This is a genomic window from Qipengyuania sp. RANM35 (genome assembly GCF_041021145.2).
In the GTDB taxonomy this organism is placed as follows: domain Bacteria; phylum Pseudomonadota; class Alphaproteobacteria; order Sphingomonadales; family Sphingomonadaceae; genus Qipengyuania; species Qipengyuania soli.
On sequence record NZ_CM196433.1, the window covers coordinates 2,809,991 to 2,822,406 of the forward strand.

Annotated in this window: 15 protein-coding genes; 7 read left to right on the forward strand and 8 right to left on the reverse strand. The window is 63.1% G+C overall.

Annotated features, from left to right (window positions below):
- Window positions 1–40: 40 nt before the first annotated feature.
- Window positions 41–319: a YjhX family toxin gene (locus RAM60_RS14050; protein WP_369026247.1), complete on the reverse strand. Its 279-nt coding sequence runs from the start codon at window positions 317–319 to the stop codon at window positions 41–43.
- 351 nt (window positions 320–670) lie between these two features.
- On the opposite strand from RAM60_RS14050, the gene RAM60_RS14055 reads away from it, so the two are divergent.
- Both RAM60_RS14055 and RAM60_RS14060 read left to right on the forward strand, forming a co-directional pair.
- Window positions 671–802 carry a hypothetical protein gene (locus tag RAM60_RS14055; RefSeq protein WP_369026246.1) on the forward strand — a complete coding sequence of 44 codons (132 nt, stop codon included), beginning with the start codon at window positions 671–673 and terminating at the stop codon, window positions 800–802.
- Window positions 803–951: 149 nt separating this feature from the next.
- On the forward strand, window positions 952–1,086 hold the full coding sequence (locus RAM60_RS14060) for a hypothetical protein (protein WP_369026245.1): 135 nt from the start codon (window positions 952–954) through the stop codon (window positions 1,084–1,086).
- 20 nt (window positions 1,087–1,106) lie between these two features.
- Here the strand turns inward: RAM60_RS14060 and RAM60_RS14065 are convergent, their stop codons facing one another.
- Window positions 1,107–1,361 carry an HP1242/YdcH family protein gene (locus RAM60_RS14065; RefSeq protein WP_369026244.1) on the reverse strand — a complete coding sequence of 85 codons (255 nt, stop codon included), beginning with the start codon at window positions 1,359–1,361 and terminating at the stop codon, window positions 1,107–1,109.
- Between the two features lie 105 nt (window positions 1,362–1,466).
- Here RAM60_RS14065 and RAM60_RS14070 point away from each other — a divergent pair, with 105 nt between their 5' ends.
- Window positions 1,467–1,877: a hypothetical protein gene (locus RAM60_RS14070; protein ID WP_369026243.1), complete on the forward strand. Its 411-nt coding sequence runs from the start codon at window positions 1,467–1,469 to the stop codon at window positions 1,875–1,877.
- Window positions 1,878–1,887: 10 nt separating this feature from the next.
- On the opposite strand, the gene RAM60_RS14075 is transcribed toward RAM60_RS14070, so the two are convergent.
- Both RAM60_RS14075 and RAM60_RS14080 read right to left on the reverse strand, forming a co-directional pair.
- Window positions 1,888–2,949, reverse strand: a complete 1,062-nt coding sequence (locus RAM60_RS14075) for a ribonucleotide-diphosphate reductase subunit beta (RefSeq protein WP_200981939.1) — start codon at window positions 2,947–2,949, stop codon at window positions 1,888–1,890.
- 288 nt (window positions 2,950–3,237) lie between these two features.
- Window positions 3,238–3,627 (reverse strand): PepSY-associated TM helix domain-containing protein, encoded by a 390-nt coding sequence (locus RAM60_RS14080; protein ID WP_369026242.1) that lies wholly within the window; start codon window positions 3,625–3,627, stop codon window positions 3,238–3,240.
- A 161-nt stretch (window positions 3,628–3,788) separates the two neighbouring features.
- On the opposite strand from RAM60_RS14080, the gene RAM60_RS14085 reads away from it, so the two are divergent.
- Window positions 3,789–5,012, forward strand: coding sequence for a GGDEF domain-containing protein (locus tag RAM60_RS14085; protein WP_369026241.1), 1,224 nt, complete (start codon window positions 3,789–3,791; stop codon window positions 5,010–5,012).
- 91 nt (window positions 5,013–5,103) lie between these two features.
- Window positions 5,104–5,379, forward strand: a complete 276-nt coding sequence (locus RAM60_RS14090) for a DUF2171 domain-containing protein (protein ID WP_200981942.1) — start codon at window positions 5,104–5,106, stop codon at window positions 5,377–5,379.
- 78 nt (window positions 5,380–5,457) lie between these two features.
- Here RAM60_RS14090 and RAM60_RS14095 read toward each other — a convergent pair whose 3' ends face one another.
- The 4 genes from RAM60_RS14095 to RAM60_RS14110 form a co-directional block, all read right to left on the reverse strand.
- Window positions 5,458–7,500, reverse strand: a complete 2,043-nt coding sequence (locus RAM60_RS14095) for a ribonucleoside-diphosphate reductase subunit alpha (protein WP_369026240.1) — start codon at window positions 7,498–7,500, stop codon at window positions 5,458–5,460.
- Between the two features lie 602 nt (window positions 7,501–8,102).
- Complete coding sequence (locus RAM60_RS14100) at window positions 8,103–8,600, reverse strand: TonB family protein (RefSeq protein ID WP_369026239.1); 498 nt, start codon at window positions 8,598–8,600, stop codon at window positions 8,103–8,105.
- 396 nt (window positions 8,601–8,996) lie between these two features.
- A complete protein-coding gene (locus RAM60_RS14105) occupies window positions 8,997–10,364 on the reverse strand; it encodes a peptide MFS transporter (protein ID WP_369026238.1) in 1,368 nt (455 codons plus the stop codon).
- Between the two features lie 77 nt (window positions 10,365–10,441).
- The gene (locus tag RAM60_RS14110) at window positions 10,442–11,332 is read right to left on the reverse strand and encodes an alpha/beta fold hydrolase (RefSeq protein ID WP_369026237.1); all 891 of its coding nucleotides are present in this window, start codon (window positions 11,330–11,332) and stop codon (window positions 10,442–10,444) included.
- A 266-nt stretch (window positions 11,333–11,598) separates the two neighbouring features.
- Here RAM60_RS14110 and RAM60_RS14115 point away from each other — a divergent pair, with 266 nt between their 5' ends.
- Entirely contained in the window at window positions 11,599–11,931 is a 333-nt protein-coding gene (locus tag RAM60_RS14115) for a PilZ domain-containing protein (protein ID WP_369026236.1), read from the forward strand.
- Window positions 11,932–12,049: 118 nt separating this feature from the next.
- On the forward strand, window positions 12,050–12,415 hold the full coding sequence (locus RAM60_RS14120; protein ID WP_369026235.1) for a PilZ domain-containing protein: 366 nt from the start codon (window positions 12,050–12,052) through the stop codon (window positions 12,413–12,415).
- Window position 12,416 lies beyond the last annotated feature (1 nt).

The window sequence follows — 12,416 nt, forward strand, 5'->3', positions numbered from 1 at the left end:
GATGCGAGGGGTGGTCTCCCGCCCCTCGCACCATTGTCCCCTACCGGTTGTCCAGCTGCGCCCGTACGGCGAGGAGGCCGGCGCGAGTGACGCGGTAGGGGCCGCCGCCGTGGCTGGCGATGAAGCCGCGCTTCTTCAGCCGCGCGAAGGTGGCCATCTTGCAGTCGACCAGCACGTAGCCGTCGCGATTGTAGCATTCGACCGCGCTGATCGGCGGGCGGCCCTTGTTGCCGCTCGCCTCGCCGTCGCGACGCACGAGGATCTGCCCGCCCTGGGCGAGCGCGTGGAGCGTGCGCTGCTCCGCTTTCGAAATATTCATGGGATGCTTGTCCGCTGTCCTTGGACGCGCGCGACGCGAAGGAACGCGCGCGGGTTCGGCGGAGGCCCGGTTCAACGGGACACCGCCGGCGAAGGCCATGCGCTCACCCGCCCATCAGGGGTGGGGCACGGCGATCAGCGGAAGGCAAGCTCTGTCATATTACTCCTGCGGCGGGTAATAAAGCCGATGGCGCGATGGCGTCAATCGCGGCTGTTTCGAAACGTTTCGCTATCGCCAAGTTCATGCGGCGTAACATTTTATTAGAAACACCAAACTAAGTTGACGCCCAGAACACAAATTGCCGGTCGCATGGACAGTCAATTCCACGCATTATTTGCAGAGGGACGCGCCATGGAAAGCAAGCACAAGGTCAGAACGCCCACAGAGCGCCGTATCGGCGACAGGCGTAACAAGCAGGTCGAGATCAACGGGACAGACCGTCGCAAGGTCGAGCGCCGCAGCGGCACCGACCGCCGCACCTGAGCCGCATCGCCGCGCGAACGCGCGCAAAGACCAGCAAGATCTTTCCTGCGCAACGCTTTCTTAAGCGGCTGCGGACATTTTCGCGTTCCGGATTCGGACGGCCCGCGTGATGGGCGTTCCGGCAGCGCCGGGATGACAGGGGGATCATAGTGGGTCGAGAATACATTGAGCGTTCGGGCGAGGATCGTCGCCAGGGTGACAGGCGCAGGCAGCAGCTGCCGTTCGAGGGACCGGACCGCCGCAGCGGCACCGACCGCCGCGGCGGCGTGGAACGGCGCAAGTAGCAGCGCCGCCTGGCACCGGTTCACGCCGCCGCGCGGGCCCTGGTGATGATGGCGGTGATTTCGTCGAGCAGGGCGAGGCGCTGTTTCTTGAGCGTTTCGAAGCGCTCGTCGCTCGCCGCCTCGGTTTCGGCCTCGATGCGGTGCACCTGGCGGTTCACCTCGTGATATTCGTCGGCGAGCCGCGCGTAATGCGCATCCTCGGTCTTCAGCCGCGTGACCAGCTCGCGATCGCGGGCGAAGATCTGGGTCAGTTCATTGGGCGTGTGCTGCGACATGTGGGGTCCTTCCTCTAAGGTGATGAGGGGAAGGTAGCACGGTCCGGGTGGCGGTCTTTGAGGTGGATCAATCTGACCCCCGGGAGAAGTGCTATGATGTGAACTATGGCCATTCTGCGCGCCGCTACACTTTACTGGGCCGCGATCTTCGGTCTCGGCTTCCTCTTGGGTACGGTGCGCGTGCTGTGGGGCGCCGCGGCAATTGGCGAGACAGCCTTCGTTCTCGTTGAAGTGCCCGCAATGCTTGCCGCCAGCTTTGTAGCCGCGCGATTGTTGTTGAGACGATATGCGCTCGATAGCTTGCGAGAAACAGGGCTGATGGGCGGACTGGCCTTCACACTCCTGATTATTGCCGAGCTAGCGCTTGCGATGCTTGTGGGCGACCTGAGGCCATACGAATGGTTCGCGTCCCTATGGACGGTACCATTTTTCTACGGAACTTTGGGCCAGATTGCTTTCGGCTTGATGCCGACGGCGATCTGCCACTTCCTGCCTCATAGGCAGCGCTCAGATTGAGCGGCGAGCTTTACTCCGCCGCCTGCGCTCCGGCTTCGTCCCCGAACAGGCCCGGACCTTCGTCGCCAGCGCCGTCTTCTTCGTTCGCGGCCTTGGCCTTGTTGCGCTTGTCGAAGCTGGCCCAGACGTCGTTCCAGTTGCCGCGGGTCGCGCCCTTCGAATATTCGGTCGCGCGGGTTTCGAAGAAGTTGGCGTGCTCCACGCCGTTCAGCAGCGGGGCGAGCCAGGGCAGCGGGTGGTCGTCGACCATGTAGATCGGCGACAGGCCCAGCTGGCCCAGGCGCCAGTCGGCGATGTAGCGGATGTACTTCTTGATTTCCTTCGCGGTCATGCCGCTGACCGGGCCCATTTCGAAGGCGAGGTCGATGAAGTTGTCTTCCAGCCGCACCGACTTCTGGCAGATGTCGATGATGTCTTCCTTGACCGCCTTGGTGTAGCAGTCGCGCTCGCGCACGAATTCGTGGAACAGGCGCACGATGCCTTCGCAGTGGAGGCTCTCGTCGCGGACCGACCAGCTGACGATCTGGCCCATGCCCTTCATCTTGTTGAAGCGCGGGAAGTTCATCAGCATGGCGAAGCTGGCGAACAGCTGCATGCCTTCGGTGAAGCCGCCGAAAGCCGCCAGCGTGCGGGCGATATCCTCGTCCGTGTCGACGCCGAAGACCTGCAGGTAATCGTGCTTGTCCTTCATTTCCTCGTATTCGAGGAAGGCCGAATATTCGCTTTCGGGCATGCCGATCGTGTCGAGGAGGTGCGAGTAGGCCGCGATGTGCACCGTCTCCATGTTGGAGAAGGCGGTGAGCATCATCTTCACCTCGGTCGGCTTGAACACGCGCCCGTACTTGTCGTGGTAGCAATCCTGCACCTCGACGTCGGCCTGGGTGAAGAATCGGAAGATCTGGGTGAGCAGGTTGCGTTCGTGCTCGGTGATCTTCTGCGCCCAGTCGCGGCAGTCCTCGCCCAGCGGAACTTCTTCCGGCATCCAGTGAATCTGCTGCTGGCGCTTCCAGAACTCGTAGGCCCAGGGGTATTCGAAGGGCTTGTAGGTCTTGCGGGCTTCCAGCAACGACATCTTGTATCTCCACGTATTCGGCCGAACGACTCATATAGGGAATCACGGGCCGGATTCGAAGGCAAGAGGTTATGATTCGGCGGGGATAAGCCGGGATAATTTCACGCCTTTGCGACGAGCTGCCGGAACACCGCCCGAGGGCCTGCGTTCACTTCCACGGAACAAGTTTCCGGGGAACAGCGGGCCTAGTCCGGTTTCCCCTTTTGCGGGCTCTGCCTGCGAACCCCGGCGCCCCGCCCCTCGCAAGAGGGGTGGGGTGTCAATCTTTCGGGCAGTCGCGGAAGCGGACTATTTCCAGAACCAGCGGTCCTGCGCACCGCGGCGGGCGCGCTCGCGCCACATGCGGATGTAGAGCCACAGTCCCGAGAAGGCGAAGAACAGCAGCGCGAAGCCCGACAGGATCGAGATCGCCGTGCCGACGGGGCCGAACTCCTCGCCCGAGTGGAGGTGGTGGAAGAACCCGACCCAGGCGCGCGGGCCGGTCTCGGGCCGCGGCGGCGAACAGCGCCAGCCTTCGGGGCAGGTGAAGCCGGCGGGCGGTTGCTGCGCGGCGAGTTCTGCCGCGCTCGGCTCGGCCACCGGCCACAGCGATGCGCCGTGACTCAGCAGGCCGGTAGCCGCGATGAAGAGCAGGAAGACGGCGAAGAATACAGAAAGCCAGCGATGCCACTTGCGCATCCGAAAGTCCTTTTTGCGAGTGATTTGCAATTGCAGATACAGTGCGGCCCGGGGGATGCAAGCGGCATATTGTCGCGACGTGTCGCGAAAGCAGAACCGCGATCGGGTCCATCATGGTCCGAATTGCTTGCCAGACTGCGGGAAGGGACTAATCTCCGCCCATGATAAGGTCGCGAGACGAAAGCGCTCCGGACCACCGGAGGCATGAAAATATTGTCGAGGCTGCCGAAGCAGCCCTTGCCGGCGATGTCGATCCGTCCCGCTGGCCTGCCGAACTTGCCGCCGCCTATGAAGCATCGCTTGAGCAGCGCCAGTTCACGCAGGGACGCCTGCTGCTATGGACCGGGCTGGCTGTCGCGATTGCCTCGATCTTCATCGACTTCCTCGCGATCCCTGAACATGCCCCCCTGATGCTCGCCCTCAGGGTGGTGTTCGTCTTCCCGCTCCAAATCGCCGCCCTGCTCATGCCGGCCAGGTTCCTCGGCATGCAGAAGATGCTCATGGGCTGCTCGATCGTGAGCTTCGCCGCGATTCTCCTGATCGGGGTCCAGTGGGCGCCACCCCTTTCGGCAGCATACATGGCGATCGGTCCGGTCGTCCTGATCGGCGTTGCAGCGCAGGTGCTGCCCTATTCGCCAAAGGAGATCGGCGCGCTCGTCCTGGCGTTCGGCATCGTCACCGGATTTGCCATCGTGATGGTGGATGCGCCCGCAGTGCGGGACCCGGTCTTCCTCGGTATCCTGATCGCCACGCTCACCGTTTCGCTCCTCCTGCCGCACCGGATCTGGGCGGCCGAGGCGCACAACTTCCTGATCGCCCGGCAATCCGAAAAGCGACTGGCAGACCTCGAGGAAACCAATCGCGCGCTCGAAGACCTGTCGCGCAAGGACCCGCTCACGGGCCTCGCCAATCGCCGCCATGCGACCGAGGTCTTCAACCGCCACTATGACGCGGCACCCGCCACTGGCGAAGCGCGGGTGGCCGTGATGATGGTCGACATCGACCACTTCAAGGCCTTCAACGACCACTGGGGCCACCAGCTCGGCGACGAGTGCCTGCAATCGGTGGCCGAAGAGCTGCGCCACTGCGCGGCACGCAATGGCGGTCTCGCCGCGCGCTTCGGTGGCGAGGAATTCGTGCTCATCCTGAGGGCCGACAACGCTGCCCATGCCTTCAAGCTGGCGGACGACCTGCGCACCGCGGTCGAGCGGATCGAGATTCCGCACGAGGAAACCAATGGCACGGCGACACTGACGACCAGTATCGGCGTCGCCATGCACAACGGAACCGGCAAGCCCGAACTTTCCCCGCTGCTCGGAGCCGCCGACGCGGCGCTTTATGCGGCGAAGGCAGGCGGCAGGAACCGGTGCGAGATGGCGGCCTGATTGGACGTTCGGGACGAGACGTTCTCATCCTGCGCCCCCCTGCGAAACGCTCCTCGGCTCCGGTCATTGGTTAGGCAGAAGGAGATTTTGCATGACCGATATTTCGCAGATCAAGGAACACATGGAAGTCATCGGCGCTGACGGCGTCCACGTCGGCACCGTCGACGGCGTCGAAGGTGACCGGATCAAGCTGACCAAGAAGGATTCGGGTGCCCAGATCGAACAGGCCGAGGGCAGCCACGAAGGCCACCACCACTACATTTCGACCGGGCTGGTCGCGGGCATCGAAGGTGACAAGGTCCGTCTCAGCGCGACCGGCGCCAACGCGGTGAACTTCGAAGAAGAAGAGGGCGGCCAGCAGGGCTGAGCGACCTTCCGGTCAAAGAAAAACCCCGGCCCGCATTCCGCGGCGCCGGGGTTTTCTGTGCGTGACCGTCTGCCGGTCCTACTGGCAGGCGAGGCATTCCTCGTAATCGGTCTGCTCGCCGGCGCTGGCGGACAGTTCGATCTTGGCTGCGTCGGCGGTGTTGTCCGCCTCCACGCCGCCCGCGAAGCCGGCGCGCTGCACGCTCTTGGAGCGCAGGTAGTAGAGCGACTTGATGCCCTTCTCCCATGCCTGGAAGTGCAGCATCATCAGGTCCCACTTGTCGACGTCGGCAGGGATGAACAGGTTCAGCGACTGGGCCTGGTCGATATAGGGCGCGCGGTCGGCGGCGAATTCGAGCAGCCAGCGCTGGTCGATCTCGAAGCTGGTCTTGAACGCGGCCTTTTCTTCCGGCGTCAGGAAATCGAGGTGCTGGACCGAGCCGCCCTTCTCGAGGATCGAATTCCACACCGCGGTCGAGTTCTTCGACTTCTTGTCGAGGATCTTCTCGAGGTACGGGTTCTTCACGATGAAGCTGCCCGACAGCGTCTTGTGGGTGTAGATATTGGCCGGGATCGGCTCGATGCACGCGCTGGTGCCGCCGCAGATGATGCTGATCGACGCGGTCGGCGCGATCGCCATCTTGCAGCTGAAGCGTTCCATCGCGCCGGTTTCCTCGGCATCGGGACAGGCACCGCGTTCCTGCGCAAGCACGAGCGAAGCTTCTTCGGCCTTGCCGCTGATGTGCTTGAACATCTTGAGGTTCCAGACCTTCGCCATCGGGCTTTCGAAACCGATGCCCTTCTGCTGGAGGAAGGAGTGGAAGCCCATCACGCCCATGCCGACGCTGCGCTCGCGCATCGCCGAATAGCGGGCGCGGGCCATCTCTTCGGGGGCGTTGTCGATGTAGTTCTGCAGCACGTTGTCGAGGAAGCGCATGACGTCCTCGATGAAGCGCTTGTCGTCCTTCCACTCGTCCCACTTTTCGAGGTTGAGCGAGGACAGGCAGCACACCGCCGTGCGGTCGTTGCCGAGGTGGTCGATGCCGGTCGGCAGAGTGATTTCGGCGCACAGGTTCGAGGTCGAGACCTTGAGGCCGAGTTCGCGGTGATGCTTGGGCATCATGCGATTCACCGTGTCGGAGAACACGATGTAGGGTTCACCCGTGGCAAGGCGGGTTTCGACCAGCTTCTGGAACAACGAACGAGCATCGACCGTCTTGCGGACCGAGCCATCCTTGGGGCTGACAAGATCGAATTCCTCACCCGCACGCACCGCTTCCATGAATGCGTCGGTGACGAGCACGCCGTGGTGCAGGTTGAGCGCCTTGCGGTTGAAATCGCCCGAAGGTTTGCGGATTTCGAGGAACTCCTCGATCTCGGGGTGCGAGACGTCGATGTAGCAGGCGGCCGAACCGCGGCGGAGCGAGCCCTGCGAGATTGCCAGGGTCAGGCTGTCCATCACGCGGACGAAGGGGATGATGCCGCTGGTCTTGCCGTTGAGGCCGACCGGCTCGCCGATCCCGCGGACATTGCCCCAATAGGTGCCGATGCCGCCGCCCTTGGAAGCGAGCCAGACGTTCTCGTTCCAGGTGTTGACGATGCCGTCGAGGCTGTCGCTGACCGAATTGAGGTAGCAGCTGATCGGCAGGCCGCGCGTCGTGCCGCCGTTCGACAGGACGGGGGTCGCGGGCATGAACCACAGGTTCGAGATGTAGTCGTAGAGGCGCTGAGCGTGATCCTGGTCGTCGGCAAAAGCGTCGGCGACGCGGGCGAACAGGTCCTGGAAATTCTCGCCCGGCAACAGGTAACGGTCGATCAGCGTTTCCTTGCCGAAATCGGTCAGGTTCTCGTCACGCGCGGTGTCGGTGACGACGTTGAACCGGCGGTCGAGAATCTTCTTGCTGTCGTCCTTGACCTCGGCCTTGGCAACAGCCGCCATCGCACCGGCCAGCGCCTCGCCGGCGGCTGCGGTGACCAGATCGTCACTACCCTTGTCGCTCTTTTCCATCGTTACCGCCGTTTCGGGCGCCTTCTTGTTGCTGGTGGTTTCGTTCGTATCGGCGGCGGTGTCGGTATCCAGATCGAGTGCCATCGCCATATCGTCCCCAGTCTTGAAATCCATCGTGTGCCCGCCCCTGTCAGTCCGGTCGTTTGCCCCGCGAAACCTGCCCTCTTGCCGGGTCAATGTTCCGCTTGTGTTCGAGTCGGCGAGCCAAGTTTCCCGCCTAGCATTTTCTGTCTGGTCCGGGGCGAAAACTTATCCCCCGTCTGCCCACAGGCCAGCGCGCAAGGAGCCTGCTCCCCATATGGGGAGGATTGGCTCATCCGCTAGGTCTTGTGGGTACCCCCGGTATCCCGACCACTAGATACTGAATCAGCCGGGACTCGCGCGCAAGAGGGTTGATGAAGTTTTAATCGTCCGGACGGGCCCGCAATGGGGGTGTCGTGCAATGCTGCAACGCCGCGACGCGTGGACAAAGCTGGACTTTGCGGGCGCGCAAGCCCGAAAATGAATCCGTGAAAAAAATTATGCGGGCAAAAATGATGCTGTCGGCTTGTGAATCCTTCGAATCCCGGAGCGCAATTTTCGAATCCGCGATGCACGAAAAGAGCCCCGCGTGACGGCGGGGCTCATGAATGTCTGCAAGCTATCCCGGCGCGGGGCGGCATCCCCGCAGAAAGACCCCGCCCCGACGCCGAGACGGCTCCTGGCCCCCGTCGGGCTCAGGAGACCGGGCGAGGCGCCAGGGTCAGAGCGAGCACTGCTCGCTCCCGGGGGGACCTGGCGATCCGCGCCGCTTCGTCACGGGCGAGCTTCCTGGTGAGACGGGCCATTTGCGCATCGCTCGATGCGACGAGGATGTTGGCCTGGATGACCTGGTCGTCGCTGCTGCCTACCGGCATCGGGTCGAGGCTCGTCAGCCCGGACACCGCGCGACGGGCCGCGCGGTCGAGCTGCGAATTGCCCGAGGAACGGTACATCGCGATATTCGTCGGACGCCCGTCGCCCCCCGCCTGGAAGCGCACCTGGACGATGCCCTTGGCATCCCACCTCGGATCGATGCGGGTCGCGGCAAGGCGCGCCTCGAGATCCTGCGAAACCTCCTCCACGAAGGTCGTGTCCGATCGCGGGGAGACGACGATCTCCTGCGAGGCGATCGGTACGGCAAGCACCGAACCGGTGACGGCAAGGGAAATGGCGAAAACGGCAATCTTGTTCATGGGATCATCCTTTCAACGAAAGAGATGATCGGCCGCAGAGAGTATCACGCAGTGTGCGACTGATGATTATGATCAGGCGATGACGGTCTATGGTCGATCCGCGCCCGGCGGCGTCTGCGGTCCCTACCGGACCGCGGCAATCTACGCCCTTTCCGGATGTTGTCAAAAAACGCCGAAATCTGTGTCGCGTCCTTCCAAAGTCGTAACTTGGTTGCGCGCGATTGTTCGATCGGATCATCCCGTCGTGCAAATGAACGACCCGGGAGTGCGATTGTAAGACCCTGCTGAAACCGACTCGCATCCCGGCCTCCAGCCACTTTTGGCCAGAACCTTGCGCGTGCCTGCAGCCGGTCGAGTGAAGTCGCGCGCCGGTCGAACCCGGCACGGCCGGATCGCCTAGCCTGCCGCTTCGAGCGCATCCATCCGGCGGCGGATCGCTCCCCCGAACAGAAACACGAGGATCGCCCCGCTGGCCGAAATGCCAGCCTGGAGGAACCAGAATGCGGTGTCGCCCAGCGGCTCATAGAAGCGCGCGATGTAGCCTGCCCCCACACCTACGACGAACAGGGTGAGGTAGGCGCCCGCCATCATCAGCGCGTTGATCTTCTTGGGCGCCCTGCGCGACACTAGCGCGAGTGCGGTCGGCCACATGTACATGAAGGCAATGCCCGAAAGGAAAAAGGTCACCAGCGGGAAAAGGATCGACACCTTGCCCTCGGGCGCGCTCATGCTGCCGAGCGCGAGGAAGAGAGAGGATGTCGCCATGATGAGCGCACCGGTGGCAATCTTGGTCAGATCGCCCGGTTCGCCCCCGCGCCTGCCCTGCCAGGCCCAGATGGACAGCAGCAGGGGCAGGGCGATGACCGAGGCAAGGCTGTCCTCCGATGCGAACCAGGGGGCGGGCACCGAGAACGCGCCGAAGGTCAGGTCGACCCGCTCGTTCACCCACAGCATCCCGACGTTCCACAGCTGCTCGAAGGCGAAGCTCTGGCACATGGTGATCAGGAGGACGAGCACGACCAGCCCGATCATCTTCCACTCGTTGGTGGTCAGCGGCGGCAGGGCCTCACCCTCGGGCGCGACCTCGCGGTCCTCGGCGAAATACTTCAGCCCGGCGAAGTAGACGACTGCCGCGACAAGCATGAAGAGGCCCGCCGCGCCGAAGCCGAAATGCCAGCCATAGATCTGTGCCAGGAGGCCGCAGATCAGCGGTCCGATGGTCGCGCCGACATTGATGCCGGTCGAGAAGATCGCATAGCCCTTGGAGCGCAGCGTCTCCTCGTGCTTCTCGTAGAGGTGGCCGACCTGCGCGGCGATATTGCCCTTCAAGCAGCCCGAGCCGAGCACCAGCAGCAGGAGCGCGAGCAGGAACGACCAGTCGAAGGCCATGGCAAAGTGGCCCAGCGTCATCAGCGCGATGCCGATCATCACGACCCGCTTCGCTCCGAGCCAGCGGTCGGCGAGCAATCCGCCGAACAACGGGGTGAAATAGACGAAGCCGGCGTAGAGCCCGAAGGTTTGGCTGGCGAAGGCCTGCGTCGAGAGCTCGCCAAAAATCGCCTCGATCACTCGGCGATAGCCATCCATGCCGGCGACATTCTCGATGCGGCCGGGCAGGAGCAGTTCCTGCACCATGTAGAGGACCAGCAGCGTGCGCATGCCGTAGAAGCTGAAGCGCTCCCACGCCTCGGTCATGGCGAGGAAATAGAGACCCTTGGGATGGCCCCAGAGGCGCTCCTCGCTTCGCGCAACAGCTGCTTCCATTCGATTGCCTCCCCCAAACCAGAGGCTGGGGTAAGCTACCGGCAGTGCTTGTCAATCTTGCGGCAGGTGGCCCGGGGTCAGGCGACGCTCGCCTTTGCGTGCTCGGCAATCGCGTCGGCGACCTCGTCGACCAGTTCCAGCGGGAGGTCATGGCCCCAGCCGGGAATGGTCTTGATCTTTGCGCCCGGAATGCTCGCCGCCGTGTCGCGGCCACCTTCGACCGGTACCAGCGGATCATCCTCGCCATGCAGGACGAGCGTCGGGACGGAGACACCCTTGAGCATCGCACGGCGATCACCATCGGCCACGATGGCGGACAGGTGCCGCGTCGGGCCCTCGGGATAGAAGCTGCGGCGCACCGACATGCGCGTGCGCTCGCGCAGCCGCTCCTCGTCGGCCGGAAAACCGGGCGAGCCGATCGTGCGGGCAAGCTTGACCCCGTGGTCGACCAGGACGTCCTCGTCGGTGCTGGCGGGACGGGTGATGAGCACCTTCATCGCCTCGGGCTTTGCCGGCGGAAGCTTGGGATTGCCGGTGGTCGAGAAGATCGAGGTGAGCGAGAGGCATTTGTCGGCATGGCGCGCGGCAAAGTGCTGGGCGATCATGCCGCCCATGCTCGCGCCGACGATATGCGCCTTCTCGATGCCCAGCGCATCGAGGAGGCCCGCCCCGTCATCAGCCATGTCGGCGAGGGTATAGGGGACCTTGGGCTTCAGCCCTATCTTGGACAGCAGGGTCATCTTGACGATCCCTGGCGCCTTGACCCCGTCGAACTTGTGGCTGAGGCCGATGTCGCGGTTGTCGTAACGGATGACCCGGAAGCCGTGACCGGCCAGTTCCTCGACCAGCTCGTCGGGCCACAAGGTCAGCTGCGCACCGAAACCCATGATCAGCAGCATCGGCGGTGCGGCGGGATCGCCATGCTCTTCGTAGTGGATTTCGATTCCGTTGGCCGTGACCTTTGGCACCTGGCTTTCTCCCTGTATCTGTCTTTTCCGGTCGAATTCACCGCAATCGGCGAGACTTGTCCATGAACAAAATCTTCTCGCACCGCAGGGGGCGTGAGGGCAGGCATCTGCTGTAATCCCTTGTCTCGCTAGCGAAACCTGCTTCGGTCCGGAAAATCGTGGTTAATCAGAACCTAACGCGCAGCTAGGAAAGTCGCCTTCATACAATCAAGCGACGCGCAAAGGCGGCATCACACCGCAATGGGACGCCGCACCGGGATGACGTGATGGACCGTAGAAGGGAAACTCGCAGCACCACGCAGGAGAGCGTGCGGGTAAACATCGGCCGCCGCACCCTGCGCTGCCGCATGCGCAATTTGTCGCGGTCGGGCTGCATGATCGAGACCTCGCTGATGCTGGTCGAGGTCGGTACGCCCTTGGAAATCGTGTTGGGGCCCGGTGTCGTGGCGGAGGGCGAGGTCGCCTGGCAGTTGGGCGAATGCTTCGGAGTGAGTTTCCATTCGGCCATATCGGACGCGGTTGTCGAGGAATACACGGTGGAGGACTGGCACGTAGCCCCTTTGACAACCCGATCGCTTCGCGACGCGTCAGAGAAATAAATATAAGACAACGACGACAATAAAATACGGCGCACAATATTTCTTAATAAATGTATCGCTACAAGTTGAAACTAGAAAAATACGGTCGCTCTCGCATGGGTATTACGGAGAGAGCAAGGTGAACGAACATCGCAGGATCGAGCGCGACACTTGCGCCGGCCGGATCGATTATACTTTCGCCGGGCTGACGCGCCCGGCTCACCTCGTGAACATGTCGCGCGAGGGCTGCAGGCTCGAACTGTCCGGGCCGCTTCCCGACGCGGGTGACGTAATCGAGGTCACCTTTATCGACGGCGTGAGCGTGTCAGGTCGGGTGGTCTGGGAAGAGTCCGGCACTGTCGGCGTGCAGTTCGAGCAACCTATCATTGAAGCGATCGTCCGCTTCTTCGGCCTCTCGCCGGCAGGTTCGATCAGGGACGAAGCGCCCAAGGACGGGTTTGGTCGTCCCCTGCCCCCCATGGGCCAAGCCGATACGCCGCACTGAC

Excerpts from the sequence above, each read along its gene's own strand:
- RAM60_RS14050 (WP_369026247.1), bottom strand. The coding sequence starts at position 319 with ATGAATATTTCGAAAGCGGAGCAGCGCACGCTCCACGCGCTCGCCCAG.
- RAM60_RS14055 (WP_369026246.1), top strand. The coding sequence starts at position 671 with ATGGAAAGCAAGCACAAGGTCAGAACGCCCACAGAGCGCCGTATCGGC.
- RAM60_RS14065 (WP_369026244.1), bottom strand. The coding sequence starts at position 1,361 with ATGTCGCAGCACACGCCCAATGAACTGACCCAGATCTTCGCCCGCGAT.
- RAM60_RS14070 (WP_369026243.1), top strand. The coding sequence starts at position 1,467 with ATGGCCATTCTGCGCGCCGCTACACTTTACTGGGCCGCGATCTTCGGT.
- RAM60_RS14075 (WP_200981939.1), bottom strand. The coding sequence starts at position 2,949 with ATGTCGTTGCTGGAAGCCCGCAAGACCTACAAGCCCTTCGAATACCCC.
- RAM60_RS14080 (WP_369026242.1), bottom strand. The coding sequence starts at position 3,627 with ATGCGCAAGTGGCATCGCTGGCTTTCTGTATTCTTCGCCGTCTTCCTG.
- RAM60_RS14085 (WP_369026241.1), top strand. The coding sequence starts at position 3,789 with ATGATAAGGTCGCGAGACGAAAGCGCTCCGGACCACCGGAGGCATGAA.
- RAM60_RS14090 (WP_200981942.1), top strand. The coding sequence starts at position 5,104 with ATGACCGATATTTCGCAGATCAAGGAACACATGGAAGTCATCGGCGCT.
- RAM60_RS14095 (WP_369026240.1), bottom strand. The coding sequence starts at position 7,500 with ATGGATTTCAAGACTGGGGACGATATGGCGATGGCACTCGATCTGGAT.
- RAM60_RS14100 (WP_369026239.1), bottom strand. The coding sequence starts at position 8,600 with ATGAACAAGATTGCCGTTTTCGCCATTTCCCTTGCCGTCACCGGTTCG.
- RAM60_RS14105 (WP_369026238.1), bottom strand. The coding sequence starts at position 10,364 with ATGGAAGCAGCTGTTGCGCGAAGCGAGGAGCGCCTCTGGGGCCATCCC.
- RAM60_RS14115 (WP_369026236.1), top strand. The coding sequence starts at position 11,599 with ATGGACCGTAGAAGGGAAACTCGCAGCACCACGCAGGAGAGCGTGCGG.